Below are 26,496 nucleotides of genomic sequence, written 5' to 3'. Positions count from 1 at the left end.
TGCAGTGATTTCGGGGTAGATTTTTTACCAACTTACGAACCTTCTTTGCTTACATTTCATTTACATCACATGGAATTGAATGGAAAACTCGCAATAGTAACCGGTGTCAGTAAAGGCATCGGTCTGGAAACAGTAAAGACCTTATTAGAGGCCGGTATGGTAGTGGCCGGGTGGGGAAGAAGCAATAATGATATTGACCACGAAAACTATCATTTCTTTCAAACTGATGTGGCTGACTGGGACAATGTACAGTCATCGGCTAAAGCCACTAAAGAGCAACTGGGTAAAGCCTCGGTGCTGATTAACAATGCCGGATTTGGTGTGCAGGGACTGATCCACGAAATGGAAGTGGAAGACTGGAGAGCCATGTTCGATGTGAATGTACACGGATTGTTTTACTGTATTAAGGTGGCTGCTCCGGATATGATTGAAATGGAAGAGGGTCATATTGTGAACATCTCATCTATTGCCGGAACCAATGGTGTTAAAACCATGAGTGGCTATGTAGGTACAAAGCATGCCGTGACGGGAATCGGTCATTCCATTTTTCAGGAGCTAAGAGACCATGGCATCAAGGTGACTACTATTTATCCGGGGAGTACTAACACGCACTTCTTCGATAAGATCGAGTTTGCCAACGCCAACAACAATATGATGCGTCCGCAAGACATTGCCCAAACCATCCTTAGCTCACTACAAACACATCCGAACTACCATGTAGTAGATGTGGAGGTAAGACCGCTGAAGCCGAAGGGTTAGGGGGGAGATGTCAGATGTCAGACAGTAGACTTTTAGATACCAATCGAGGTTGACTTGGCACCCCTTTGGGGGGAAGTGGGTTGGAGAGTCGGAAGATGGCAGACGACTAGCTCAAACATATCGATAAGTGGTTAGCCTTTTGTCTCCTTGTTTCAGTAGCATACCTTCCATTACTCCGAATTTTAGGTCTCTACTGGCTGTGGCTGATGAAATCTCCTTAAAATGAACGAGGTAATCCTGGCGGCTAAAGTCTTTGCCCTGAATCACTTCTTTGAAGATTATAAGCCTGTCCATGTTAGTAAGAGCAGATCGTTGGTTTTTGGTAACTTCTTCAAGTGCCTCATCAATCACTCCTAGCATAAATTCAATAAATGGAGTAGCTTTTCCCACTTTATCCGAATCACTAAGGGCTTTGTAGTAGTTCTCCTGTTTCTGTTTGATAATTGTTTCAATAGGGAGAAATTCAAAAACAGGTGAGAACTTCATCAGAATAAGGGTTTGCCAGAGCCTGCCCATTCTTCCGTTTCCATCAGTAAAGGGGTGAATGAACTCCAATTCATAGTGGAAAACACAACTCTTGATCAACTCAATCTCTTTGGAGGTTTTCAGGTACCCAAACAGGTTTTTCATCAGGTCACTCACCATATGACCAGGAGGAGCTAAATGCTGAACTTTTGAACCTTTGACGACACCTACATTCTTTGTTCTGAAGTTGCCTGCATTTTCGATCAAACCAACCATGAGCATGTTATGGGCCTTAAGAAAGTCTTTAATGGATAGGGGGTTGAGGGAATTGATCTGATCGTAAACAACAATCGCATTTTTAACCTCCAGAATATCCTGAGCTGGTGCTATTACCGGCTTGCCTTCTAAAATGGCCGTGATTTGCTTCTCGGAAAGTGTATTACCTTCAATCTCCAAAGAAGACTGAATGGTTCTGATACGGTTTTTTTTTCGGAGTTCAGTAGGTGGCTTAGTGAGATGAGTAGCGTTAATAACCCCAATTTTTTCAGAAATAGTGGAAACCAACTTTAAAATAGCAGGCGATATTTCATAAGGCGGTTTCATAATAGTATCATATGATACTATCAAAGGTAGAGATTAATTGATGACTGTGTGCTAAAATTTTATTTGAATCGGTATAGCACGTTGATTATCAGGGGTTGATATATTTTTGGGGCATAAGGTCTCAGCGAGACGCTAAGATTAGAGGGGAGGTAGATGTCAGACAACAGACGCTAGACTTTAGACTTCTTAGTGTTTGGAACATGGTACTTATTCAGGTCTTGGTGTCTCGCTGGGACCTGAGTGAGTATGACTCGAACTATTTGTGGAAGAGTTATACAGGAACGTTTTTAGTATCTCATTCAGACTGTTGATCTGTCTGTCTTCTTCCTGGATGGTTGACCGATAATTGCTAATGATTTGTCTCGTGACGGTTTCTGCCTGGGTCAACTGCTGATTTCTCAGCCTTATTTTTCTCGTCATACTACTGATATACAGCAGAGTTAGACCTGAAATTAAAATCAGGGTAGAGAAAAATCTAAGGAAATCGTAAAGGGCTTCTTGAATTTTGACATCAAAAATCCCACCTATGAGGCTGGGAAAAATAAGCGTTACAATGGCGAAAATTGACAAGGATATCCCTACGATCCATAACAGGCCTCTTTTTAAAAACAGGTAAGTGGAGTTGATGCTACGAAAAAATTTAGTGTCCAGAAGCTCTTCATTGAGTAGTTCCAGTTCCTTTGCTTTCTTTCTCAGCTCATTCTGTCTATCAATCTTTTTGGACAGTAACTGAGCAATTTTATCTCTTTCTTGCGTGTTCATTTTTGTTTGAAATAGCCTTGTGTTTAACTATTACCTACCGAATATATCTATTTCAAAGTCAAAATGGAACTGATAGGATACATTGATTGGGTACCAGAGGGTGTATAAAAGTAATTGCAAGAGATGAAAGAGCAAGTCTGGACAATGTCATAAACTTCCCGAATAGATTACTAGACATAACGATAACAGATCATCTTCCTAGGCAAGGAAATTACCTCAGGTCCGATGCAGGATGCGGAGAGGTTGGAGTTTTTGTATGGGGTATTGGGGAGGTAGTTGAGTTTGTCTAGTAGTTGTGTAACAAGTCTCAGTATCCGGCTAAGACTAGAGAAAGGTGCCTAGAGTGCTTGACGATTATTCGTCTTCGATTTTTATTAGATTGTCAAATTGTTCTTTTGAAAGAAGCAGAAAGTTCGTTGTTCTATAGGTGTTTTTGCCTACAGATTTGAGAAAGTTCAAGTAATTCAATATTCGCGCAAATGCCTTTAATGTACTTTCTGTAAAAGCTACACCGATTCCAATTCGTCCTAAAGAACATGCATTCACAACGCTTCCCATAATATGTTTTTTAGAGTTCTTATTTTCTATTTCAATGGATAAGAAGCATCTGGAATTTCTGTTGATTCTTAATAATTCTTCAAAATCCATAAAGGCCAATTTCGGAGCTAATTCCTTCATGTTGGAATTATGAATTTCAAATGCCTGAGATAGAAAGTCCTTAACGATTTTGTTGTTATCGATTATTAAATCGTATTCGTGATTAATGTTAGGGCCTGGGCCAATGTTAAATGGTCCAACCGCTATGTCGACCCTTGGTGAATATTGAGTTCGATCTCCACGAAAGGAAATCCATTCTGAAACTACGTCTAAGCCGGGCATTTTTTGACTAAGAGGATGGATTAATTGATCTTGGTAATCTTTGGTTGTCATTCGAAGCTGTAAATATGTAGACTAACGGTTTGGATAAACGAAGTATTACACATTGGTTTTATGATTGTGTCGTTTGATAATTCTATTCTTCTTCAGTTTCTGGTTCACTTATCTCAGGTACTTCAAATATCATAGGAACATTTGACTTTAGAGCTTTGCCTGCAGCAATTGCTTGTCTAAACTTGAGGTTTGGAAGAACATTTGCTATACCTTGACCAAAATAGTTTGAGAGGAATTCACTGCTGGTTTTATCAAATTCTTGAAATGAAATAATTGTATTGCATTGAGTCAGAACTGTTTTTGAAACATTGGCAGTTCTTTGAGCGATTACCATTAGTCCTACATCATATTTACGTCCTTGCAGTGCAATTTGAGCAATACTGTTAAGCAAAGATTGAGAGGATTTGTCGGCTATGCCAACAAAATTCCATTCTGGAATTACTGTGTGAGCTTCTTCAAGAACGATACAAACTTTATGACCAAAACACTTTTGAGATTTGGCTATCACGAATAGAGCTTTGAATAGTTGTCTAGTGTACTCTAAGATGCTTGCGGTATTTGAGACATCAGGGAGTTCAAAAATGCTTATCCTAGAATCCTCAGACTTTAAAAAAGTTTCTAGAGCATCATTCAAAGTGGTCTTTATGAACTCATCAGCTTTCTTAAGCTTTTCCTTATCCTGCTGGTTACCGAATTTTTCCAACTCATTTGAGATCCACTCGAATGTTTTATAGAGTTCATCATCCTTGTCTTCGCTAACAATTTTAACTGGGGTTGAGTCTGCAAATTTTCCTTTGTATTCACCCGTAAAGTCAATACAGATAACTTTGATAGTCTCATCCTTTAGATATTCCCTAATAAGATTTCGCGCAAATATAGATTTACCTGTTCCAGTTACACCAAGAACTGCTGTATGGTGAGTAAGTGCTAATTCTTTGTCTATAATGACCGGGAAATTTGTATTGGGGATATGTCCAATCTGGAATTCTGTAGCTGCAATTTCAACATCCTGAATTTGGGAAGAAATGTAGACTGGAGAGTTTATTTCGGGAACCCATCCAAATTGTTCAAATCTAACTTTATTATGATTCCAGGTTCCTAGTTGGATTGCTTCACCAACAATTAAGCCTGTTTCATTTTTATTTTCTAATTGCTCAATTCTAGTTATGCCTTCAACAATTTGATAGTAAACAGATGCGGCTTTAACTCTGACTTCTAGAAGTTGGCCATCTTCGACAGAGGCTCTGGAGTTATAAACAAACTTGATTTTTTGAATGGAAGAGTTTTCTGTAACTATTCCTACAAATGTATCTAGATATTCATTCTCAGGGACTTCTGATATCTTGTAGATTATATCATCAGTATGCCCTTGAAGTATTGGCTTATTATCAAAAATCTTGTTGATTTCAACAGACGTAAGAACTTTTATCCATTGTTGCTCATTTAATAGATAAGTATCCAGAATTATGCCTTTTCTAATTTGACGAGCATCATCAATTGAGTAAACAAATTCAACAAAATCGAAGAGCTTGATTGTCTGTTTTCGTTCTGAAAATAGTTTAACCAGAAAAGTGTTTTTTGATTGAACTCCTAAGATGGACCCAAGTGCATTTTCATGTTTTTCAATCTCGTTAGGTTCAAACAGTTTATTGAAGATAACAGCAAGGGCTGGAATGTTGAGTATCATAAAAACAACCCAATACATTAGCAATGCATTAAAACCATCACTGGCTAGTCCAAATTGATTTAAAGCACCCCAGAGAAAGAAAGCAGAGAAAAGTGTTTGAGGTTTTCCAATCTCCCTGTTTACTCTAGAAAAAAATTGTATTCGCGTTTTCTCTTGAGACAAGGGTTTATTTCGCGTCCACATTAATATGTAACTGCTTCCAGCAAGGTATAAGGTTATTCCAAGAAAAAGCCAAAAGACCCAATTCCTATTTTCTTCTGAAATTAGTAGCAGAGATATTCCTGCGGTAACAGCATTTATAAAAATACTTGAGTCCTTAGAGAAATGTGGCTGATCAATTAATGAAAGTAGAATCAGTAGTAAGAATCCTGAAGTGAACCAAAAGTCGTTGAGTATGAAATTAAAATCATTTGTAACGAATCTTCCAACCCCAATTAAAAGTAGTAATGAGAGTCCCAGAAATATCAGCCTTGTTCTCTTGTTCATTTTTTGTGTCTTTATTTAAATGCTCCCCAGTGTTAAGTTCTATATACCTCAGTGCAGCACTTATGCTCAATTAAGGTTGTAAAGAATCATTTTAGCATACCCAATATATAGCTAATGCTCCCACATAAAAGTTAGTAATTGTATTGTGTGTCAGTGAAGTGGTAATGAATATAGGGAAAAAGGTTTAAAGTTGATGCCCTCCTCCGTCCTCCGGAGACCTCCTCCAGAGGAGGACACTAGCCGCAGCATTATCTGCCCATTCACGATTAACTGATAATTAACTCTTACGCCACCCTCCACTCAAGCTTGCGTCTGCAGTCCCCCTGACCTCTAAAGGGGCAGTACCCTATCTGATCCTTGACTGTTTTCTGGTTTCCGTTTTCTGATAACTCTCCCCGTAGTCAAGAACTTGCGTCTGCAATTCCCCCTCCAGCCCCCTAAAGGGACAGCACTGCATCTGATCCTTGACTGATTTCTGGTTTCCGTTTTCTGATAACTCTCCCCGTAGGCAAAAAATTGCGTCTGCGATTCCCCCTGACCCGTGAAGGAGCAGTACCCTATCTGATCCTTAACTGATTTCCGGTTTCCGTTTTCTGACAACTGACCCCACAATCAAAAACTTCCACCCCCTGTCTTTTGACCTCTGACTTCTAGCTTCAAGCCACCCGCTTCCGGCTTCCAGCAAAATCTGAAATCTGACTTCTCACATCTGACATCTTCCTTTATCTTTGACAATTCATATCACGAAAGCACGTTCATTCATCAATGTCAGTAAAGGTTGCTGAGCTTACTAAGATTTACGGATCGCAAAAAGCGGTAGACACTATCTCATTCTCCGCTCAACCCGGTGAGATTCTGGGCTTTCTGGGCCCCAATGGTGCCGGTAAGTCCACCACCATGAAAGTGGCTATGGGCTTTATTCCTCCATCGGAAGGAACCGTTGAGGTTTGTGGTATCGATGTAATGAATCAACCGGTGGAGGCCAGAAGGAAGATTGGCTATCTGCCAGAAAATAATCCCCTCTATCTGGATATGTATGTGCATGAATACCTGCTTTTTATGGCAGCCGCGCATGGCATGAAGGGTAACGAGGCCAAGGCCAGGGTAAAGGGGATGGTAGATCGTTGTGGCCTCACTAAAGAACAGAATAAGAAAATCGGTATGCTTTCCAAAGGCTATCGGCAAAGGGTAGGGCTGGCACAAGCACTGTTGCACGATCCCGAAGTGCTGATTCTGGATGAACCTACTACGGGACTCGATCCTAATCAATTGGTGGAAATCCGCAAGCTGATTAAATCTATCAGTCAGGATAAGACGGTTATTTTCAGTACCCATATTATGCAGGAAGTGAAGGCGCTCTGCGATCGGGTGGTGATTATCAATCAGGGTAAGATTGTAGCTAATGATACTTTAAAGAACCTAATGGGTAATCGGGTTTCACTCAAGGTAGAGTTCGAATCTGCCATAGACCAAAAGGCATTGGAGGCCCTGGGTCAGGTGGAAAGCATGGACGCTCACCAGTACGTGATCTCAACCGCATCGGGTCAGGATTTAAGGGCTATTCTCTTTAAAATGGCCAAGGAAAATGACTGGGTGATTTTGAGCATGAGTCAGGAGAGTCAGGATTTGGAAGAGATTTTTCACCAGTTAACTCAGGCGAACTGATATGTGGGCAATTTACCATAAGGAGATCCGGCAGTTTCTGAATTCACTGATCGCCTATGTGGTGATTGGGGTCTTTCTCACCGGTATTGGTTTGCTCATGTGGGTATTCCCTGAAACCAGCATTATCAACTATGGCTTTGCCGATATGGAAAGCCTTTTCTCCCTGGGGCCATTTGTCTTTATGTTCCTGATTCCGGCCATTACCATGCGTATGCTGGCGGAAGAGCGCAGGGCAGGTACCATAGAATTGTTGCTAACCAAGCCGCTCACGGAGTGGCAGATTGTGCTGGGTAAATACCTAGCGGCTTTTACACTGGTTGTGCTTTCCGTTATTCCTACGCTGGTTTATTTCTATTCGGTTTATCAACTGGGTAATCCCGTTGGTAATCTCGATGTGCCGGGTATTATAGGTTCCTATATTGGTTTGATCCTGCTGGGGGGTGTGTTCACCGCTATCGGTCTGGCAGCCTCTGCCTTTACGGAAAACCAGATTGTTTCTTTTATTCTGGCCGTATTCCTCTGCTTTTTCCTTTACACTGGTGTCAGTGCCCTGGCGGATATGTTCAGTGGACAAACGGCAGTATATATAGAAGACTTAAGCTTAAGCTTTCACTATGATGCATTGAGTCGGGGATTGATTGATACCCGCGATGTGACCTTCTTCTTTTCTACCATCATCTTTATTCTGATCATCACCCACTGGAAGATTATTTCCAGAAAGTTGAGTTTTAAGCCTATCCGCTCCAGACTGTGGAAGCGAGTGGTTCTGGGAATGCTGGCTTTACTGGTTTTTAATATCCTGGCCGCCAATTTCTTCTACCGCTATGATTTAACTGAAGATCAGCGCTATACGCTGAAGCCTGCAACGAAGGCTTTACTCCGTCAGTTGGATGAGCCTATGACCATTGAGGTACTTCTGGCAGGTGATCTGCCCGCGGGTTTTGAGCGCTTCAAACGCTCCATTGAAGAAACCATCGAAGAGTTTGATATCTACAAACCGGGTATGATCAACTACTTCTTTACTGATCCTACCGGAGCGGATGATGCTCAAACCAGGAACGAGAATATCAATTATCTGATGCAGAATGGATTTGAACCGACCCGCGTTTTTGACGTGGAGGATGGGCGCCAGATTGAAAAGATTATTTTTCCCTATGTGATTGTACGCTACGGTCAACAGGCTGCAGGGATTCTTTTGTTTAAAGGTGGAAATGAAGGAAATGTCAGTATCAACCAGGCCATAGAGAATGTGGAATTCGAAATGGCGGTGGGTTTGCAACGCCTGGCCGGATTGAACAGAAAGACCATCGGGATGGTGAAAGGGCATCGGGAACTGGATTCTCTGAACATTGCGGGCTTCATGAGTGAAATGGTCCAGTACTTCGATATGAAGTCTATGGAGCTGACATCGGAAATTTACCCTAAGGACTATGATGCCTTAGTCATTGCTAAACCACTGACTGCCTTCAGCAGAGGAGAGAAGTATATACTGGATCAGTATATCATGCATGGCGGAAAGGTGATGTTCCTTATGGAGGAATTGCAGGTAAACATGGCGCAGGCGGCAGGCATGGGTACCCTGGCCACTCCTGTTGAGCATAACCTGGGCGATTTGCTTTTCCGCTATGGGATTCGACTGAACCAGAACTATATCCAGGACATTCAGAACTTTGGACGTTATCCTGTGGTGGTGGGGGAAGAAAACGAAGTCATTAACCTACCCTGGCCTTTCTTTGCTGAGGCCAATCAATTCCCGGAGCATCTGATTGTGAAAAATATGGATGGCGTTTACCTGCGCTTTTTCAGTACCATGGATACGGTAAAGGCGGAGGGAGTACAAAAGACTCCACTCATGTTTACTTCAGAATATACCAGGGTACTTCCGGCTCCAGCTCCGGTGGCCTTTGAAGACTATGCCAATCAGCCGGACCCTGCGCAGTTCACCGGAGGCCCGCAGGCCGTAGCTTATCTACTGGAAGGAAAATTCACCTCCCTTTTTAAGAATAGAGTATTGCCTGATACAGTTGATCAGACTTCATTCTTTGAGGAAAGTATGCCTACCAAATTGGTTGTGGTTTCTGACGGTGACTTTATTCGCAATGAGTTGAACCTGAGAAATGGGACACCTTATGAATTGGGAGTGAATCCGTTCAGAGAGGAGGGTGAGAAGGTGCGCTATGCCAATAAGGACTTTATGTTCAATGCACTGGCTTACCTAACCGATGAAAACGGTCTGATTACTTCCAGAAATAAGGAGGTGACTTTGAGGCCTTTGAATAGGGTGAAAGTTCAGGAGGAAAGAACCTTCTGGCAGGCGCTTAACCTGGCCGGACCATTGGTAATTCTGGTGTTGTTCGGCATACTGCGCGATGTGATCAGAAGAAGAAAGTACGCCCGTTTCTAATTGACCGTCATCCCTGTGCAGGCGGTGGTCTTCAACAGCCTATGGAAAGGAAGTAAAATTCCCGCATTCGCGGGAATGATGTTTTAGAGGAGATTAGTACTTCTCTGTATTGTTGTCAATTTCATCGGCCCAGGCCAGAATCCCCCCTTTAAGGTTATAGAGGTTTTCGAAACCATGATGATTCTCCAGCCAGGAAATTGCATCGCCACTTCTTTTACCGCTTCGGCAATGCACTACAACCTGCTTGTCTTTGGCAAATTTGTCTACGTTTTGAGGAACAGTACCGAGTGGAATCAACTCTCCACCTATCTCAGCTATTTCAGCCTCATAAGGTTCACGTACATCTATTAATTGGAAATCGGCTCCGCTGTCTTTTAGCGCTTTCAGTTCTTTTACAGTTATTTCCTTCATATTCATTTTCTTGTTGACGGTATTTTTGGAAACCAAATCCGAAGTTAGTTGATTCAGCTTTCTCACTTTGTAACCGAAGTTACCTTTTAATTCATCACGAATCACCTTCATTTGTTTCAAAAGTTCATCGATTTCTTCAGGAAGTGCTTCGTTCAACACTTCCTTGAGTCTTTTGGCAATAGTGGGTGATTGGCCATTGGTGGAAATACCAATCTTCAAATCTCCCTTGCTGACGATGCTTCCCAGATAGAAGTCACAGAGTTCTGGCGTATCGGCCACATTCACCAATATGCCTCTTTCCTTCGCTTCCTGTTGAATGGCCAGGTTAGTGTCGTGGTCTTCCGTGGCCACCAGAACCAATTGCATGCCCGTCATGTCTTCCGGAAAAAAGGCGCGTTCAAACAGGGTCACTTCCCGATGTTTTGCGGCCAATGATTTGATCTCCGGCAAAATGGTTTTACCGACCAAAGTGACCTTCGCATTAGGGCTGCTTTTCAGGAGAAATGACAGCTTTTCCAGTCCTACATTTCCCCCACCAACAATCAGCGTATCGAACTGATTAACTTTTAGAAATACGGGATATAATTCATTGGCCATGACCTACAGCGTTTGAACTTCCTGTATGATTTGGGTGAAGGGCTTACCAAGACGAACTACTTCACCCACAATGATGATCGCAGGAGAGGCTATATTGGCTGAATCGGCAAGTGCTTCTATATCCCTGATAGTGCCACTCACTATTTTCTCATTAGCGAGGGTGCCGTTTTGTATAATCGCTACCGGTTTGTCTTCCTGTCCATATTGACGGAAGGTGTTACAAATCTCCTTCAGTTTCTTCGTGCCCATCAGTATCACAATGGTGGCAGTAGATTGTGCGGCCAATGCGATATCCGGGGTCAATCCACCTTCTTTTGTGGTGGCTGTCACTACCCAGTAGCTTTGACTGAAACCTCTTGAGGTCAGGGGAATTTGTTGCAGGGCAGGGACAGCATGAGCGCTGCTGATCCCTGGAACGATATCGGTCGGTATGCCGAAGCTTCTTGCGTATTCCAGCTCTTCATAACCCCTTCCGAAAATGAAGGGATCACCACCTTTCAACCTTACCACATGGCCTTTTTCCTGCGCAAAGTGGACGATCAGCTCATTGATGGTTTGTTGGGTATGACTGTGTTTACCTACTCTTTTCCCTACATAGATTTTCTCTACGCCTTTTCGGGCATAGGAGAGTAGGGCTTTGCCAGCCAGGTCATCATAGAGAATGACATCGGCTTCGGCAATGACTTTGAGTCCCTTAACGGTGATAAGATCAGGATCGCCCGGACCGGCACCTACTAAACTTAATTTAGGTTGAATCATGGTTTAGGCTTTGTAAAAATCACTGATCACTAGTTTGTCTTCACCCTGAGCAGCCAGTTGAGCTCCTCTGAATCTTCTCACGGCTTTGAGGAAAGCAGCAGCTTCTTTTACATAAGAGAAGGCAAAGTCCTCTTCAGGTTCCTGCTGTTGCATTTTCAACACATGGGATTTGAAATCTCCTGTAAAACTGAAGGAGTCGTTTGAACCGAACTGTTCGGTAAAGCTTTCCAGTATACCGATTTGGGTGTTGCACTTTACATCCTCGCTCAGAAGCAGGGCTTTCGCACCAATGACAAAGGTGGAGTAGGCATTATAAATGGCATCGGCCCAGGCTTTTTCCTCAAGTCCCTCTTCTGCCCAGTTCAGTCGCTCTTGTGCTTCATCGATGATGGTACCGATAACATCCAGCATCACACTGGCACATTCTCCCACACCAATTTCAGGCACAAACTTTTCTTCTTTCCCCCAGTCTATGTATTCCTCCTTTTGCAGGGTTTCTGTTTCAGCCAAAGGTTTCAGTAAATGATAGAAATGCATTTTGCCCAGGCGCTGAAAGAAGTCGTTGAAATATTCGCCTTCCAGCTTTTCTGCTTCATAATGATGAAGTAATTCAGCAAGGGCTGTAGGAATTCTTTTGGTCGGAAGTTTGATCACTTTCTCAGCAATGAAGCCTTCACCCTCCGGTGAAACCCCGCCACCAATCACCACCTGCATGGCTGGTATAACCAGTCCCTCATGCTTGATAGAACTTCCGTGGAAACCGATGTTGGCGGCCATATGCTGTCCACAGGCATTCATACAGCCACTGATCTTTATTTTGATGTTGGCTTCATCAACAAGGTTTTTGAAATCAGAGGCCAGCAGACTTTCCAGGGCGTTGGTCAGTCCGGTACTATTGGTTACTGCCAGGTTACAGGTGTCGCTTCCGGGGCAGGCAGTGATATCATGAGTGCTGTCAAAGCCAGGTCTGGCCAGATTGAGCTCAGTCAGACTTTGGAAGAAATAGGGGAGTAATTCCGGTCTCACGTACTTGAGTAATAGTCCCTGATTGGCTGTTACCCGGATATCATTAGCTGCATATCGTTGCACCAGGTCGGCCAGTTTTCTGGCCCGTGCAGAGTCAATGTCGCCAAGTGGTACCCTGACCCAGACCCCGTAAAAACCCGATTGTTTCTGCTCGAATGTATTGGTGCGCTTCCAGTCTTCGAAAGATGGCCAGTCCTCGGTTTTCACCTCCGGAATTGTTTTTTCTTCCGGGATAATAACATCGGTTAAAGATTCATCGATACTGTGTTGGGCAGATTTTAAAGTCTTGCGCTCTGCTTCTACCAGCTCCATTAGTTTTTCCAGCCCAATCTTCTTCAGGAGGAATTTTAGTCTGGCTTTGTTTCGGTTGGCCCGCTCACCGTATCGGTCGAAAACCCTGATCAGTGCTTCAGCAAAGGGAATGATTTCTTCTGCCGGAAGGAATTCATAAGCCGTCTGAGCTGTCATGGCCTGAGCACCCAAGCCACCACCAACAACTACCTTAAAACCTCTGACTGATTGGTTATTCTTATACTGAAGCAAGGGAATAAAGCCAATGTCGTGGAAGTAGGTCATGGCAGTATCGCGCTCGTCAGAAGTAAACGCAATCTTCATTTTCCTCCCCATATCCTGACAGATGGGGTTCCTCAGGAAGAAGTGGGTAAGAGCATGAGCATATGGACTAACATCGAAGGGTTCATTGGGGTTGATACCTGCATCTGGAGAGGCTGTTACATTTCTGACGGTATTCCCACATGCTTCGCGGAGGGTGACATCACTGGTTTCCAGGTCGGCCCAGAGGGCTGGAGAGTCACTTAGCTTTACAAAGTGTAATTGTATGTCCTGTCTCGTAGTGAGGTGGAGGTTACCGGTAGCATAACGATCAGAAGCATCGGCTATAGTGACCAATTGCTGAGGAGTAACCTTTCCATAGGGGAGTTTAATCCGAATCATTTGAACTCCTGCCTGCCTTTGTCCATAGACACCACGGGTCAATCGGTAGAGTTTAAATTTGTCTTCGGCAATTTCTCCCTTGTTGAACTTGTCTATTCGGGAGGCCAGTTCTCGGATGTCTTTCTGAGCAGCCGGGTTAATGTTTTTATGCAATGTGAGGCTCATAATGTGATGCTTTTTCCAATGAGATAATTGACTCTACTTCGCAAGTTTAAGTAAAAGAATGTAAAGTCTACCAAAAAAGTAGGGTAATAATATAAAGATGGTTCCCTTGAAATTTGAATGGTTTATTGAATCTGTCTTGCAGGTGACCGGGGGATATGTGCTAATCTGGTCTGTTGTTCGCCTCAAAATCCTTACATTTAATGGGTGGAATAGATTTTATTTTTAATTTTATCCGCTTATTAAAACCACTCAAAAAATCGACCTTCTATGAAGTTTATAGTTTCTTCAGCTGAACTTTTGAAACGCCTGTCAAATATCAATGGCGTAATCACAACCAACCCGGTTGTTCCCATTCTCGAGAATTTCCTATTTGAGATCAACGATGGCCTGTTAACAGTAACTGCTTCTGATCTTCAGACATCCATGATCACTGAGATCGATGTTGAAGCGAAGGAAGATGGCAGTATTGCTGTTCCTGCCAGAATATTGATGGATACACTCAAGAACTTACCGGAGCAGCCTGTGACTTTCAGCATCGATAATGAGACTTACAGTGTAGAGATCAACTCAGATAATGGTCGATATAAGTTGGCTGGCGAAAATGCTACCGACTTCCCTAAAGTTCCTGAAGTCACTGACGCGTACTCTGTAGATATGTCGACTGACGTGTTGAGCAGTGCGATCAATAATACCATCTTCGCTACTTCTAACGATGAGTTAAGACCTGCAATGACGGGTGTGTTTGTGAAGTTGGGAGATACCAATACGACTTTTGTTTCAACAGACGGTCACAGACTGGTGCGCTACAGAAGAGTGGATGTAGCGACCGATTCTGGTATGTCTATCATTATCCCCAGAAAGGCCCTTAACCTGTTGAAGTCGACTTTACCTTCAGAAAATGTGAACGTGGTGGTGGAATACAATGCATCGAATGCTTACTTCCACTTCAACAATATTAAAATGATCTGTCGTCTGATTGACGAGCGTTTCCCGGATTACGAGAACGTAATTCCTGCAGAGAACCCAATCGAGATGACGATTGAAAGAAACGAGATTCTTGGTTCATTGAAACGTATTTCAATTTACGCTAACAAGACTACTCACCAGATCAGACTGAAGATCACCGGAAGTGAGCTGACTATTTCGGCTGAAGATCTTGACTTCTCTAATGAGGCCAAGGAAACTCTGGCCTGCGAGCACGAAGGAGAGGATATCGAAATCGGATTCAACGCGAAGTTCCTGGTGGAAATGTTAAGCAATATTCATTCAAAGTCCATTACGCTACAGATGTCTGCCCCTAATCGTGCAGGTCTGATCATTCCTAAGGATACGGATGAAAGCGAAGATATTCTTATGCTGGTTATGCCGGTAATGTTGAATAATTATTAATGTTCTATATAATTGAATGAAAAGGGAGCTTCGGCTCCTTTTTTGTTTAAAGGCCAAATTTTGACGATTATTACGAATGCTCTCTAAGAAAACACAGTACGCCTTTCATGCGCTGACTTACCTTGCTGAGAACCAGGATAAGGGCCCTGTATTAATTTCTGAAATCTCACAGGAGCGTAAGATCTCACTCAAGTTTCTGGAAAACATCTTATTGGAACTGAAAAAGGCTGGAGTACTCGGGAGCAAAAAAGGAAAGGGTGGAGGATACTACCTCATTAAGCCACCGGAAGAAGTAAAACTCGCCAGAGTGATTCGTATGCTGGATGGTCCCATTGCTTTGCTTCCCTGTGTCAGTCTCAACTACTATGAGAAGTGTGAGAACTGTGTGGAGGCAGTTTGTGGCCTGAACCGTGTAATGGCTGAAGTCCGTGACAACACGCTCAAAGTGCTGGAGAACAAAACCCTCGCTGACGTTCTGAGAAACAAGGAGTAATACCATTTCACTTTCATGTTTTGATCGACTGCTTGGCCAGGCAGTTGGTAATTTTTTGAACTCCTGGAAAAATTTCTCCGTTAAAAGTCTACTAAAATGGTAGGATATATATAGATTTGAAACTCGAATCTATTCTGAACAAGACAAATATGCTGGTAGATACGCTGATCAACGGAAAAATAGAAGAGTCAAAAAAGGTGGATAGCAACCTGAAAAGCCTGCTTAAGACCATAAGCTGGAGGGTTGTAGGGACTATAGATACCATGGTGATTTCCTACATCATCACCGGAGACTTTACCACTGCTTTTTCCATTGGATCGGTTGAAGTAGTTACCAAAATGATCTTGTACTACCTACATGAAAGAGTTTGGGCAACCGTAAAAGTGAGAAAATGAATCAGGCAATTATCAACCAACTTATAGAAGAAATAGAAGGAAAATCACTGGAAGAGTCACTCAGCATTGTGGCTAAGGCTTTTCCCGGAGGAGTCAGATTCTCATCCGCTTTTGGCCAGGAGGATCAGGTGATTACCGATGCCATTTTCCGTCACCATGTAGATGTGGAGGTGTTTACTCTCGACACCGGCAGGTTGTTCAAAGAGACTTATGAACTGATAGACCAGACGCGAGCCAGGTACAAACAACCCATCAAGGTATATTATCCAAAGGCTGAAAGGGTAGAGGCCATGGTCAATGAAAAGGGCATGAACAGCTTCTATGAATCAGTTGAGAATAGAAAGCAGTGTTGCTTTATCCGCAAAGTGGAACCTTTAAAAAGAGCACTGGCAGGAGCTAAGGTTTGGGTAACCGGTCTGCGGGCCGACCAGTCAGAGAACCGTCAGAACTTTCAGTTATTGGAATGGGATGAGGGAAATCAGGTCATCAAATTCAATCCTATATTACTTTGGTCTTACGAAGAGATGCTGGACTACCTGAAGCAATACAAAGTACCTTATAACAAGCTGCACGATCAGGGCTATATCAGTATTGGTTGTGCACCGTGTACGCGGGCTATTGAACCGGGAGAGCATCCGAGAGCTGGTCGATGGTATTGGGAGGCCTCACAAAAGGAATGTGGACTGCATGAGGTAAAGACAGTAGCTGCTTCTTAATGCATTTTCAATTCCAGAGACTCGTCAAGGTCCAGGGCTAACTCATAGGTTTCTGTGTAGAGTTTGTTGAGTTGCTGCTCGTTAGCGAGCAGGTTAACAACGAGATTCTTGAATTCAACGCTTTTGATTTTGTCGTATGTGAGGATACGCTCTTCACCAAAGTCTACATCTGAAACCAGAAAGTCTGAGTAGTATTTTTCCTTAATACGGACATAGTAGTCAACTACTTCGCGCAGTTCCAGGTACTTGCTTTTAAGGGTAATGAGCTCACTTTTAATATCAGAATTTCTATTGGTGTAGTTGGTATTCAGGTAGAAGTTGATGGCTTCTAACTGTACCAGTGGCTTAATGGTTTTGTTGATATTAAAGAGGTATCTGCTGATATAGTCATCTTCCAGTAATCCTCCAGAGAAAAGTATTCTGGCCAATTCGCGAGTATCCTCTTCCTGTTGTTTCCTGTCTAAAACCATACTCGCGAAGTACTCCATATTGGTCTCATTCTCCCGATGTACTTTCTCAATAGCAGCTCGTTCGAGTTGAAGGTCTTTCTTGTCTTCATACAGCACATTGAGTTGATATGCGACCGTAATACCGAAAATAATGAGTACTACTTCCATCAGGTAAGTAAAGACATCACGTCTCCTCAATTTACGTGAGGCGGATGACCTTGCTTTATTTAGCCTTCTGGATGTTCCTATTTTGACCATATTGATGTGTACTTCAAAAAGACTGGCTCAATTTACAAAAGCTGCTTAAGCTATCATTTTCTCTAACAGGTCGCCAACAAAATAGGCTAATACTGCGGCTGACCCTCCAAGGAATAATGTTTCTAATGTACTTCTGAGTTTATTGGCATGGGTCACGTAGCTCTTGGCAAAGCCAATTCCTGCAAATGTAATAAAAGTGAGTGCAGATGAATAGACAAACAGGTCACCCGAAATTCCCCGGCCTGCATAGTCCATTACATAGACGATGAGCGGGATAAAACCCAGAATCAGGAATGAAATGAAGGTGACAAAACCCATTTGCAGGGGGGATTTGGATTCTTCACTCATCTCCAGTTCTTCTTTCATCATCACGTCCACCCAACGGTCTTTGTCTTCTGTGATCTTATCTACTACCTGCTCCAGCAATTCACCTTCGAACCCCTTGGCCTGGTAGATTTCTCTGATCTCTTCTCTTTCCTTTTCCGGCAGATTATCTACTTCCCAATACTCAATAGCTTTGTGCTTCTCATAGTTCTCCTTCTCGGATTTAGTAGAGAGGTAGCTGCCTACTGACATGGCAAATCCATCAGCAAACAGGTTGGCAAAACCCAGAATCAGGACGACAGAGCTTTCCAGGTGAGCACCTGCAGCTCCGGCTACCACGGCAAAGGTGGTGACAGAACCGTCAATACCTCCATAGATAAACTCACCTATATAATCCTGAAACTTTGAGAACCATTTATTTTCACCATGCAGGTGGGATTCATGATGTTTTGCCATAGAGCTAAGCAATAATTAGGGTTAATTCTTTCTCTTTCAGTATGGAAATGACTGAAGGTCTAAATTAGCCATTTTTATCATTTAAAGCGGCAATGGTCAGGTCTTGTACTCTGATAAGCCTGTCATAAGACTCCTTATACAATCGGTTTTGTTCTATTTCATCCAGAAACAGGCTCCAGATGTCGTTTCTAAACTCCGTACTTCCCAGCTTATTGGTAGAAAGCACTTTGCGATTGACAAAGTCGACTTCGTCTTTCAGGTAGTCGAAGAAGTACTTGGTTTTCTTTTCCCAATAATGATCTGTGATGTCGTGCAGTTCCTGATAAAGATTTCGGAGGGAGATAAGTTCTTCTGAGAGTTCAGGTCTGTTATAGGTGAAGTTGCTACTTAAGTAATAGGCTAATGATTCCTGTTGTAGGTCAGGGGTAGAGATTCTTTGCAGGTCGAATATATAGGCTTCCAGACTATCCGGATTATTACCGAAAGGAGAGTCGAGAATGGTCAGCAGTATTCGCGTGTTTTGCTCCATACTGCTGCGATAGGCCTGAAGGCTTTCAAACTCTTCCAGGTTCAGTTCGTTTTCGAGCCTTAACTTCTCGATGGCATTTTTCTCCTGCTTCCTCTCTACCTTGTTTTCATAGTAAACCTGAGCCTGAAAGGCGATGGTTATACCCAAAATCACAACGATTAATTCCATCGTGTAGATGGATATGATCTTGCCACGTAATTTTCCTCTGATCATGCAACTCCTCTTTTGTTCTGCTGAAAGACGAGCTGCTTTTCAAAAGATTACAGTTAATCCATTCTTTCGATCTTGGCTCCTAATGCCTTGAGGCGTGTGTCAATGTGCTGGTACCCTCTGTCTATTTGCTCTACATTATCAATAATAGAACGGCCTTCGGCCGACAGGGCAGCAATCAGGAGTGCCTGACCTGCTCTGATGTCAGGTGAGGTCATACGGATGCCTTTTAACTTCTGCTGTCGGTTCAAACCAATTACTGTGGCACGGTGAGGGTCACAAAGAATGATTTGTGCTCCCATGTCAATCAGTTTATCGACAAAGAAGAGACGGCTTTCGAACATCTTCTGATGAACCAGTACAGTTCCTTTAGCCTGAGTGGCTACTACCAGCACAATACTTAACAGGTCGGGGGTAAGCCCCGGCCAGATCGCATCGGCAATGGTCATGATGGAACCGTCAATGAAGGTCTCTATTTCATATCTCTCCTGCGAAGGGATGAAGATATCATCTCCCCGGAATTCCATGTCAATACCTAACCTTCTGAAAGTTTCAGGAATAATTCCCAGCTCAGGAATCTGGCAGTCTTTAATGGTGATTTCTGATTGGGTCATGGCTGCCATACCAATGAAGGAACCAATCTCGATCATGTCTGGCAGCATGGTGTGATCAGTTCCACCCAATGCATCCACCCCTTCAATATGAAGTAAGTTTGAGCCAATACCTGTGATTTTAGCACCCATGCGGTTGAGCATTTTGCTCAATTGCTGCAAGTAGGGTTCGCAGGCGGCATTGTATATGGTAGTTTTTCCTTTGGCCATTACAGCGGCCATGAGAATGTTGGCCGTACCGGTAACAGAAGCTTCGTCAAGCAGCATATAAGTACCCTTGAGCTGAGAAGCATCAATATGATACATGCCGGTTTCTGCTTCGTAAAGGAAGCGGGCCCCTAATTTCTGAAAACCAATGAAGTGAGTGTCCAGTCTTCTTCTCCCGATCTTGTCTCCTCCCGGTTTGGAGATTTTTCCTTTACCGAATCTGGCCAGGAGGGGACCGAGGATCATAATAGAACCTCTTAAGGAAGAAGCTTTCTTTCGGAAGTCCTCTGTTTCGAGGTAGTCTATGTCTACATTTTTGGCACAAAAACGATAGCTTTCATTGCTGAGGTATTTTACTTCAACACCCAGGTCAGAGAGTAACTCAATTAGTTTATTAACATCCCTGATATCCGGAACCTTATGAATGGTAACCGGCTCGGGAGTTAAGAGTACTGCACAAAGAATTTGTAATGCTTCGTTTTTGGCGCCTTGTGGAATTATTTCTCCTGAAAGTCTGGCACCACCTTCAATGATGAAAGAGGACATTTAGTTTCTGCGTCTTTTTTGGTTTCTTCTTCTGTTGTTATTGTTATTGTCGCGATTGTTGTTGTTTCTGTTAGAACGGTGAGACTCTTTGATATTGTTGTTGAAGAGACCGAACTCTTTCACCTTTTCAATGTCTATATCCAACTGTCCGTTAGAGAGCTCTTTGATCTGTTTTAAGATGATTTCATCATCGATATTATCCTTGTTCCAGGTATTGTAGAAGGACTTCATCAGTCGGCCGATATGAATAATGGCAGATTCTCGTGTTTCAGGATCTTCCATAGCGATAGCCTGCTCAATCATGATCTCGACACTTCTTCCGTAGTGCATGTATCTGATGTTTGAGCTCTTGTAATGAACCTTTTGTGGTTTTTTACCAATGGCTTCTTTATCAGGCATAGGGAACGGAGCGTCTACCTCAAGATCGAAATTGGCGATCAGGTAAAGGTCATCCCATACTTTTTGATCATAGTCCTGATTCCCTCTGATGTTAGGGTTAATTTGCTTCATGAGGTCAGTCAGAGTCTGCGCATAAGCACTTCTTTTCTCCTTATCCTCTATTGTTTTAATGTGGTTAACCAGCTTTTGGATATTGCGACCGTACTCCAGCAGTTTTACTTCAGATCGCTCGGTATTATATTCTAATCCCATATAATAATTGTTCTTACCTACAAATGAAGCTAAAATAATCTAATTTCTGAATTAACAGCTTGATTGATTAGCCGTCTTTGATGATTCAACTTAGGTTGATGAGGGAGTTAATACTCAATGAGTCTTTTGAAAGCATTAAAAAAAACGGTGTATCGATCCAATATTCTTCTTAGGCTTTTTCAGTGAGGTTCATGAGTTCCTGAAACTGAGGTTTAGTGAACGTTGTGCTTTAATAAATACTTTTTATTTTTATATTTAATTTGTAAATAGTTTTAATTTTAAACGCTATTTAAACCAAAGCTCTGCTCGATAAGTCAGCAAGTCTTTAGGTTCAATATTTGGGGCTGCATTACAGATACGCAAGGTATGTGCAATGCAGCCTTTTTTATGCTTTGGATTTGTAAGTGGAGCGATAAATTATCCATTAACCAAATTAAAATCACTATGAAAAAAGTTGTATTCAAATTCTCACGTGGGCTGGTTGGTTTCTTTACTCTAAAATTGAGTTTGTTGATCCTTGTCTTTGTTGTAGTTTCTTGTCAGGATAATATGAGGCCTAATTACCACTTTGACCAGAATGTTATTGACGAGTATGCTTCATTTGTTCAAACAGGGCTATTTTCCTCAATGAGCCGTTCACAGGCGAGCATTGAGGAAGGTAGCGTGACTGAACAGCAGGCCAAAGCTCTTATGAAAGACTTGACCGAAAGATCAATGAGTTTCTTACGAGGACTTGGGTTTTCCGAAGAGGATATTAATTCTGAATTGGGTGGCATTAATAGTCCAAGCACCTCTGTAGTTGCCTTGATACTTTTGGAGAACATTAAGACAGATCAGTTGACCTCTTCAAAAAATATCTGGATCAATCAAGCTTATGCCAAAAGTGACGTATGGGGTTGTATTGGTGAAGCTTTTGGTTTTGCAGCAGTGGGTTATCTTCTAGAATATGGTATAGAAGAAGCCATTGAGCATTATGGAAAAAAGGGCCTGATCAAAGTCCTTGGAAAGGCTGCTGGTAAGACGCTGGGGTGGATAGGCCTCGCGGTGGCAGCATATGAGTTTGCAACTTGCATGGCCGAGTAGTGATGAGAATGACAGATATATTAATCCTGGTATTGGGTGCTTCTTTGATATCCTATTTTCTGAGTTCGATTATTGTTAATCGGGTGATGAAGGTGGCAGGGAAGTCAGTCTTGACCAAGGGAATTGTGGTTGTCTCGTTGCGTGTATCGTTTGCCTTGATTGGAATTGTGGTTACGTATTTTCTGATGAATCTTTCCTTTTAAACACTCAATCGAACCATGTCTTTCTTCATTTGATATGGTTCGATTTTCGGTCTATTCCACAATCCTCAATTTAGCGAAAGCCAACAGTAGCGTTTTTTCGCCAAAGTCTTCAAAGATTACAATAGCTTTTCTATTGGCTCCCTGAGTATCAAGCTTCTTTACTCTTCCAAATCCGAATTTCGGATGTTCCACTTTCATGCCTTCAGTCAGGTTAGATGTATCGCTTGGACGGAAGTCAGCAGAAGGCTTGTGATACTGTAGAGGTTTCTTGGCTACGGGCTTTTTCTGTGAAATCAGATTACGTGCAAAGCTTGATGAAAAGCCAGGAGGTTGCTCATTTCTGCCCAACTTAGGTTCCCTGCTGCCATAACGAGTATTCACGAAAATGTAATTAGGGTCTACTTCCTCAATGAACCGGCTTGGTTCACAGTTAATTAACCTGCCGAAGCGATAACGGGAAAGTGCATAAGAAAAATATAAGTTATCCTGTGCCCTGGTAATGGCTACATAGAAAAGCCTTCTCTCTTCTTCCAGGTCGGCCCGGCTGCTTAACATCATTTGTGAAGGGAATAAATCCTCTTCGAGTCCCACCACAAACACATTCTTGAATTCCAGACCTTTGGAGGCGTGAATGGTCATTAGTGATACGAAGTCATTGTCATTCGGATCATCATTATCCTGATCGGTGAGGAGTGCAATATCCTGCAGAAAGGCACCCAGGCTTTTATCTTCTACTTCTGGCGTCTCGACAAATTCCTTCATGGCATTCAGTAATTCCTGAACGTTTTCATATCTGTTAAGGCCTTCTACTGTTTTGTCTTCGTAAAGCTCTTTCAGTAAGCCGGAGCTTTTGGCTATGTGGTTAGCGGCTTCGTAAGCATCTTTAGAGTCGACATAGATTTTGAAGCTCTTTACCAGCGTGACGAAGTCACTCACTGCATTGGCAATTCTACCCGGAAGGAAAGAGTCGATATTGGTGAGTACTTCCCACAGAGGAATGTCATGTTCGAAGGCCGCAACCACAATCTTTTCCACTGAAGTAGGACCAATTCCTCTCTTGGGCAGGTTGATGATCCTTCTGAAAGATTGCTCGTCATTGGTATTGATAGCGAACCTGAGGTAGCCCATGAGGTCTTTGATCTCCTTTCTCTGATAGAAAGAGAGTCCCCCATAAATCTTGTAAGCAATTCCCGATTTACGGAGTGCCTCTTCAATAGCCCTTGACTGGCTGTTGGTTCTATATAAAACCGCGAAGTCTCTATTCTGATAACCGTTTTGAGCTTTCTGTTCGAAAACTGCGGAGGCCACGAAACGCCCTTCCTCATTATCCGATATGGACTTGATGAGTTCAATTCGGTTACCTTCTTTATTAGCGGTCCAGACCGACTTTTTAAGTTGTCCTTTGTTTCTTGAAATTAGTGAGTTGGCGGCTTCAACAATGTTTTTGGTAGAACGATAATTCTGCTCCAGTTTAATCACCTTCAAATCAGGAAAGTCCTTTTCGAAATTGAGTATGTTCTCAATGTTGGCTCCCCTAAAGGCGTAGATTGACTGTGCATCATCTCCCACCACAGCGATGTTCTGACTGACAGCCGAAAGTTTCTTGGTAATGAGGTATTGTGAAACGTTAGTGTCCTGAAACTCATCGACCAAAACATACTTGAACCTGTGCTGATACTTATTCAACACATCGATATGGTCTCTGAATAAAATGTTGGTATTGAGGAGTAGATCATCAAAATCCATTGCATCCGCTTTGAAGCACCTTTGGCAATAGGTCTTGTAAATTCTTCCCATCTCCGGTTTTTGAGCAGCCGCATCGTCAGCTGCATAGAGCGGGTTGTTGATGTACTCTTTCCATTCTACTAATCTGTTTTTAGCTCCCGAAATACGGTTGAGCACCACATTGGGTTTGTAGACTTTATCGTCAAGGCCAAACTCCTTGACTATGGTTTTGATCAGTGATTTGGAATCATCTGTATCGTAAATGGTAAAGTTGCTGGGATAACCTAATCGGTCCGCTTCTGCTCGCAGCATTCTGGCAAAAACAGAGTGGAAGGTTCCCATCCATAGATTTCTGGCATTAAGGCCCGCCACTTTTTCAATCCGTTCACGCATTTCACGGGCAGCCTTATTGGTAAAGGTCAGCGCAAGAATGTTGAAAGGGTCAACTCCTTTTTCCTTGATCAGGTAAGCAATGCGATAGGTAAGTACACGTGTTTTACCAGAGCCTGCACCAGCAATAATCATGGCTGGGCCTTCGGTGTTCACTACACCTTCGTATTGTGGTTCATTAAGGGTTGAAAGATAATCCATTCAGCACAGAAGCTTCTCTAATTCAAGACAACAAGTAAGTGTCGGCCGGAGAAACCGGAGACCTTACAGTATAATAGAGTGCAAGTTAAGACTAGAATCTGTTTTATGACAAATCAGTCGAAAGTTTCGAGACTCAAATTCAATAAGTTTAATCAGATCACTGATTAGGAGTAGCTACTATCTCTTAGTGATGAGTGATTGGAAGTAAGCCTCGTAGTTACTAATCGTGTTTTCGATATTGAATGTTTGTAAAGCTGTGACTTTACCGTTCTCAATCAGCCTGGTTCTCAAGGAGGTGTTTCTTCGTACTTCCTTTATCAGTTCTGCAATTCTTTCAATATCGCCATCTTCGAATAACAATCCATTTTCTCCATCCTGAATCAGGTCAAGGTTACCGGCATAGGCAGTGGCAATTACCGGGGTTTCCAGAGCCATGGCTTCAAGAAGAGATTGAGAGAGGCCCTCCATAGTAGAAGCCAGAATGTCGGCATGGAAGATCTTATAGTAAGGTAAGATTTCGGTGCCTTCCACATGACCTTCAAAATGGAGCTCATGTGCAGCGGTATAGCTGTCAATGATCCCCCTCATTTCATCAGTTGCCTCGATACCGCAGAAAATCATTTTGAGAGGCTCATCAATAAGCTTGAGTGCCTTAATGATTTGAATTTGATTTTTGATACGCGATACACAACCTAGTACGAAATCGTCTGGAGAAATATTGAACCTGGCCTTCAACGATTCCACCTTCATTGAGTCAATGTGATCATATTTCTCAATGGGTGTTCCGTTGTGAATGACCTCAATGTTCGAATCCTTAATACCGAGTTTAACAAGGCCTTCTTTCACTTGTTGGCTCACAGCCACAATGCCATCGGTCCACTTGTTATAAAGAAAAAGTTGAAGAGGCCCTCCCATACTCATAGGCATTTGCCTTCTGGTATGAACAATTTTGACACCTAGCCCATATCGCTTATTGGCAAAAATGCTGGTATACCGGTCGTGGCTCGATTGTGCATTAATCAATTCGATCTGGTGCTCCTTTACTACATCACGTATCTGCCTCCAGTTCTTAAAGTCGAATTTACCTCCGAAGGTCATGGGTATGCGATGCACTCCAGAGTCTTCAACCAAATCCCATAACAGACTCTCTCTTCTGATACCCAAAAAAACTTCATGACCACGATTAGCCAGGCCTTTGGCCAGATAGGCGATGGAATTGGTCGATCCGGCCATATCACCCTGATATGTAAGGAATAGTATACGCAAACGTCTTTTTTTAATCTGTGGGGCAAACTTACAACAAATAGGCTTTTGTGTTGTATGTTTGTGCTCGGTGTCAGATTCATGGGCACTGCTGTTTTATTTCTTAATTTTGACGCATGTCGGAAGAAACCACTCAAGAGCAGGAAGCTCGTAGACAGGACTACTCAGAAAAAGAGAAGACGGAGATCTTTGATGGGGAATTTATGCCTCATGTGGATTCGATGTACAACTTTGCTTTCAGGCTTACCTTCGATGAGGATGATGCTAAAGACCTGGTGCAAGACACTTACTTGAAGGCTTTTAGGTTTATCAATTCATTCGAACGAGGAACTAACGCAAAAGCATGGTTGTTCCGCATTTTGAAGAACAGCTTCATCAACGAATACAGAAAGAAAAGTAAGCAGCCTAATAAGGTTGATTACAATGAAGTTGAACAATACTACAACTCTGACGATGTAGATGCTAATATCACTACTGACCTGAGAGTTGAAACAGTGCAGCATATGATTGGTGATGAAATTTCAGGAGCCCTGAATGGTATTCCTGTTGATTTCAGAACTGTAATAATATTGAGCGATTTGGAGGGCTTTACCTATGAGGAAATGTCGAAAATTCTCGATATTCCAATTGGGACAGTAAGGTCAAGATTGCACAGAGCCAGAAACATGATGAAAGATAAGCTGGCCAGCTACGCTAAAGAAATGGGGTATAACAAATGAGTGAA

23 protein-coding genes are annotated in these 26,496 nt (G+C 42.6%); 9 read left to right on the top strand and 14 right to left on the bottom strand.

Annotated features, from left to right (window positions below):
• Positions 1-69 precede the first annotated feature (69 nt).
• Entirely contained in the window at positions 70-759 is a 690-nt protein-coding gene (locus ACOOEY_RS07010; RefSeq protein ID WP_420387960.1) for an SDR family oxidoreductase, read from the top strand.
• 111 nt (positions 760-870) lie between these two features.
• Here ACOOEY_RS07010 and ACOOEY_RS07005 read toward each other — a convergent pair whose 3' ends face one another.
• The 4 genes from ACOOEY_RS07005 to ACOOEY_RS06990 all read right to left on the bottom strand — a co-directional run bounded on the left by ACOOEY_RS07005 (position 871) and on the right by ACOOEY_RS06990 (position 5,692).
• Positions 871-1,827: a Fic family protein gene (locus ACOOEY_RS07005; RefSeq protein ID WP_420387959.1), complete on the bottom strand. Its 957-nt coding sequence runs from the start codon at positions 1,825-1,827 to the stop codon at positions 871-873.
• 207 nt (positions 1,828-2,034) lie between these two features.
• The gene (locus ACOOEY_RS07000; protein ID WP_420387958.1) at positions 2,035-2,589 is read right to left on the bottom strand and encodes a hypothetical protein; all 555 of its coding nucleotides are present in this window, start codon (positions 2,587-2,589) and stop codon (positions 2,035-2,037) included.
• A gap of 354 nt (positions 2,590-2,943) precedes the next feature.
• Complete coding sequence (locus tag ACOOEY_RS06995) at positions 2,944-3,519, bottom strand: hypothetical protein (RefSeq protein WP_420387957.1); 576 nt, start codon at positions 3,517-3,519, stop codon at positions 2,944-2,946.
• Positions 3,520-3,601: 82 nt separating this feature from the next.
• Positions 3,602-5,692, bottom strand: a complete 2,091-nt coding sequence (locus ACOOEY_RS06990; protein ID WP_420387956.1) for an ATP-binding protein — start codon at positions 5,690-5,692, stop codon at positions 3,602-3,604.
• Between the two features lie 765 nt (positions 5,693-6,457).
• Here ACOOEY_RS06990 and gldA point away from each other — a divergent pair.
• Positions 6,458-7,357, top strand: coding sequence for a gliding motility-associated ABC transporter ATP-binding subunit GldA (gldA, locus tag ACOOEY_RS06985; RefSeq protein ID WP_420387955.1), 900 nt, complete (start codon positions 6,458-6,460; stop codon positions 7,355-7,357).
• A 1-nt stretch (position 7,358) separates the two neighbouring features.
• Positions 7,359-9,761 (top strand): gliding motility-associated ABC transporter substrate-binding protein GldG, encoded by a 2,403-nt coding sequence (gldG, locus tag ACOOEY_RS06980; RefSeq protein WP_420387954.1) that lies wholly within the window; start codon positions 7,359-7,361, stop codon positions 9,759-9,761.
• Between the two features lie 93 nt (positions 9,762-9,854).
• Here gldG and ACOOEY_RS06975 read toward each other — a convergent pair whose 3' ends face one another.
• The 3 genes from ACOOEY_RS06975 to ACOOEY_RS06965 are packed head-to-tail and all read right to left on the bottom strand — an operon-like array spanning position 9,855 to position 13,673.
• A complete protein-coding gene (locus tag ACOOEY_RS06975; RefSeq protein WP_420387953.1) occupies positions 9,855-10,769 on the bottom strand; it encodes an NAD(P)-dependent oxidoreductase in 915 nt (304 codons plus the stop codon).
• A gap of 3 nt (positions 10,770-10,772) precedes the next feature.
• Positions 10,773-11,528 carry a uroporphyrinogen-III C-methyltransferase gene (gene cobA / locus ACOOEY_RS06970; RefSeq protein WP_420387952.1) on the bottom strand — a complete coding sequence of 252 codons (756 nt, stop codon included), beginning with the start codon at positions 11,526-11,528 and terminating at the stop codon, positions 10,773-10,775.
• A 3-nt stretch (positions 11,529-11,531) separates the two neighbouring features.
• On the bottom strand, positions 11,532-13,673 hold the full coding sequence (locus tag ACOOEY_RS06965) for a nitrite reductase (RefSeq protein WP_420387951.1): 2,142 nt from the start codon (positions 13,671-13,673) through the stop codon (positions 11,532-11,534).
• 267 nt (positions 13,674-13,940) lie between these two features.
• Between ACOOEY_RS06965 and dnaN the strand changes: the two genes are divergently transcribed.
• The 4 genes from dnaN (at position 13,941) to ACOOEY_RS06945 (ending at position 16,666) form a co-directional block, all read left to right on the top strand.
• A complete protein-coding gene (gene dnaN / locus ACOOEY_RS06960) occupies positions 13,941-15,062 on the top strand; it encodes a DNA polymerase III subunit beta (RefSeq protein ID WP_420387950.1) in 1,122 nt (373 codons plus the stop codon).
• 76 nt (positions 15,063-15,138) lie between these two features.
• The gene (locus ACOOEY_RS06955; RefSeq protein ID WP_420387949.1) at positions 15,139-15,555 is read left to right on the top strand and encodes an RrF2 family transcriptional regulator; all 417 of its coding nucleotides are present in this window, start codon (positions 15,139-15,141) and stop codon (positions 15,553-15,555) included.
• A 116-nt stretch (positions 15,556-15,671) separates the two neighbouring features.
• Positions 15,672-15,950 (top strand): DUF2061 domain-containing protein, encoded by a 279-nt coding sequence (locus tag ACOOEY_RS06950; protein WP_420387948.1) that lies wholly within the window; start codon positions 15,672-15,674, stop codon positions 15,948-15,950.
• Positions 15,947-16,666: a phosphoadenylyl-sulfate reductase gene (locus ACOOEY_RS06945; RefSeq protein ID WP_420387947.1), complete on the top strand. Its 720-nt coding sequence runs from the start codon at positions 15,947-15,949 to the stop codon at positions 16,664-16,666. The genes ACOOEY_RS06950 and ACOOEY_RS06945 overlap by 4 nt, the downstream gene beginning before the upstream one ends.
• Here ACOOEY_RS06945 and ACOOEY_RS06940 read toward each other — a convergent pair.
• The 5 genes from ACOOEY_RS06940 to ACOOEY_RS06920 form a co-directional block, all read right to left on the bottom strand.
• Entirely contained in the window at positions 16,663-17,373 is a 711-nt protein-coding gene (locus ACOOEY_RS06940; RefSeq protein ID WP_420387946.1) for a hypothetical protein, read from the bottom strand. The two genes, ACOOEY_RS06945 and ACOOEY_RS06940, sit on opposite strands and share 4 nt — an antisense overlap.
• Positions 17,374-17,418: 45 nt before the next feature.
• The gene (locus ACOOEY_RS06935; RefSeq protein WP_420387945.1) at positions 17,419-18,153 is read right to left on the bottom strand and encodes a VIT1/CCC1 transporter family protein; all 735 of its coding nucleotides are present in this window, start codon (positions 18,151-18,153) and stop codon (positions 17,419-17,421) included.
• A gap of 64 nt (positions 18,154-18,217) precedes the next feature.
• Positions 18,218-18,895 (bottom strand): hypothetical protein, encoded by a 678-nt coding sequence (locus ACOOEY_RS06930; RefSeq protein ID WP_420387944.1) that lies wholly within the window; start codon positions 18,893-18,895, stop codon positions 18,218-18,220.
• 53 nt (positions 18,896-18,948) lie between these two features.
• Complete coding sequence (gene murA, locus ACOOEY_RS06925; protein WP_420387943.1) at positions 18,949-20,256, bottom strand: UDP-N-acetylglucosamine 1-carboxyvinyltransferase; 1,308 nt, start codon at positions 20,254-20,256, stop codon at positions 18,949-18,951.
• Positions 20,257-20,907, bottom strand: a complete 651-nt coding sequence (locus tag ACOOEY_RS06920; protein WP_420387942.1) for a DUF4290 domain-containing protein — start codon at positions 20,905-20,907, stop codon at positions 20,257-20,259.
• Between the two features lie 444 nt (positions 20,908-21,351).
• Between ACOOEY_RS06920 and ACOOEY_RS06915 the strand changes: the two genes are divergently transcribed.
• On the top strand, positions 21,352-21,990 hold the full coding sequence (locus ACOOEY_RS06915; RefSeq protein WP_420387941.1) for a hypothetical protein: 639 nt from the start codon (positions 21,352-21,354) through the stop codon (positions 21,988-21,990).
• A gap of 254 nt (positions 21,991-22,244) precedes the next feature.
• Here ACOOEY_RS06915 and ACOOEY_RS06910 read toward each other — a convergent pair whose 3' ends face one another.
• A complete protein-coding gene (locus ACOOEY_RS06910) occupies positions 22,245-24,509 on the bottom strand; it encodes an ATP-dependent helicase (RefSeq protein ID WP_420387940.1) in 2,265 nt (754 codons plus the stop codon).
• 177 nt (positions 24,510-24,686) lie between these two features.
• A complete protein-coding gene (locus ACOOEY_RS06905) occupies positions 24,687-25,775 on the bottom strand; it encodes a glycosyltransferase family 4 protein (protein ID WP_420387939.1) in 1,089 nt (362 codons plus the stop codon).
• A 113-nt stretch (positions 25,776-25,888) separates the two neighbouring features.
• On the opposite strand from ACOOEY_RS06905, the gene ACOOEY_RS06900 reads away from it, so the two are divergent.
• Positions 25,889-26,491, top strand: coding sequence for a sigma-70 family RNA polymerase sigma factor (locus ACOOEY_RS06900; protein ID WP_420387938.1), 603 nt, complete (start codon positions 25,889-25,891; stop codon positions 26,489-26,491).
• The last annotated feature ends 5 nt before the right edge of the window (positions 26,492-26,496 follow it).

The sequence above is a fragment of the Roseivirga sp. genome, from assembly GCF_965216855.1.
GTDB lineage: Bacteria > Bacteroidota > Bacteroidia > Cytophagales > Cyclobacteriaceae > Roseivirga.
Note: the sequence above shows the minus strand (reverse complement) of the source record. Positions and strands in the feature narration are given on the sequence as shown.

Excerpts from the sequence above, each read along its gene's own strand:
- ACOOEY_RS06990 (WP_420387956.1), bottom strand. The coding sequence starts at position 5,692 with ATGAACAAGAGAACAAGGCTGATATTTCTGGGACTCTCATTACTACTT.
- ACOOEY_RS06915 (WP_420387941.1), top strand. The coding sequence starts at position 21,352 with ATGAAAAAAGTTGTATTCAAATTCTCACGTGGGCTGGTTGGTTTCTTT.
- ACOOEY_RS06930 (WP_420387944.1), bottom strand. The coding sequence starts at position 18,895 with ATGATCAGAGGAAAATTACGTGGCAAGATCATATCCATCTACACGATG.
- ACOOEY_RS06940 (WP_420387946.1), bottom strand. The coding sequence starts at position 17,373 with ATGGTCAAAATAGGAACATCCAGAAGGCTAAATAAAGCAAGGTCATCC.
- ACOOEY_RS06900 (WP_420387938.1), top strand. The coding sequence starts at position 25,889 with ATGTCGGAAGAAACCACTCAAGAGCAGGAAGCTCGTAGACAGGACTAC.
- ACOOEY_RS06935 (WP_420387945.1), bottom strand. The coding sequence starts at position 18,153 with ATGGCAAAACATCATGAATCCCACCTGCATGGTGAAAATAAATGGTTC.
- ACOOEY_RS07010 (WP_420387960.1), top strand. The coding sequence starts at position 70 with ATGGAATTGAATGGAAAACTCGCAATAGTAACCGGTGTCAGTAAAGGC.
- ACOOEY_RS06955 (WP_420387949.1), top strand. The coding sequence starts at position 15,139 with ATGCTCTCTAAGAAAACACAGTACGCCTTTCATGCGCTGACTTACCTT.
- ACOOEY_RS06995 (WP_420387957.1), bottom strand. The coding sequence starts at position 3,519 with ATGACAACCAAAGATTACCAAGATCAATTAATCCATCCTCTTAGTCAA.
- ACOOEY_RS07000 (WP_420387958.1), bottom strand. The coding sequence starts at position 2,589 with ATGAACACGCAAGAAAGAGATAAAATTGCTCAGTTACTGTCCAAAAAG.
- ACOOEY_RS06965 (WP_420387951.1), bottom strand. The coding sequence starts at position 13,673 with ATGAGCCTCACATTGCATAAAAACATTAACCCGGCTGCTCAGAAAGAC.
- dnaN (WP_420387950.1), top strand. The coding sequence starts at position 13,941 with ATGAAGTTTATAGTTTCTTCAGCTGAACTTTTGAAACGCCTGTCAAAT.
- ACOOEY_RS06975 (WP_420387953.1), bottom strand. The coding sequence starts at position 10,769 with ATGGCCAATGAATTATATCCCGTATTTCTAAAAGTTAATCAGTTCGAT.
- ACOOEY_RS06945 (WP_420387947.1), top strand. The coding sequence starts at position 15,947 with ATGAATCAGGCAATTATCAACCAACTTATAGAAGAAATAGAAGGAAAA.
- cobA (WP_420387952.1), bottom strand. The coding sequence starts at position 11,528 with ATGATTCAACCTAAATTAAGTTTAGTAGGTGCCGGTCCGGGCGATCCT.
- gldA (WP_420387955.1), top strand. The coding sequence starts at position 6,458 with ATGTCAGTAAAGGTTGCTGAGCTTACTAAGATTTACGGATCGCAAAAA.
- ACOOEY_RS06910 (WP_420387940.1), bottom strand. The coding sequence starts at position 24,509 with ATGGATTATCTTTCAACCCTTAATGAACCACAATACGAAGGTGTAGTG.
- ACOOEY_RS07005 (WP_420387959.1), bottom strand. The coding sequence starts at position 1,827 with ATGAAACCGCCTTATGAAATATCGCCTGCTATTTTAAAGTTGGTTTCC.
- murA (WP_420387943.1), bottom strand. The coding sequence starts at position 20,256 with ATGTCCTCTTTCATCATTGAAGGTGGTGCCAGACTTTCAGGAGAAATA.
- ACOOEY_RS06920 (WP_420387942.1), bottom strand. The coding sequence starts at position 20,907 with ATGGGATTAGAATATAATACCGAGCGATCTGAAGTAAAACTGCTGGAG.
- gldG (WP_420387954.1), top strand. The coding sequence starts at position 7,359 with ATGTGGGCAATTTACCATAAGGAGATCCGGCAGTTTCTGAATTCACTG.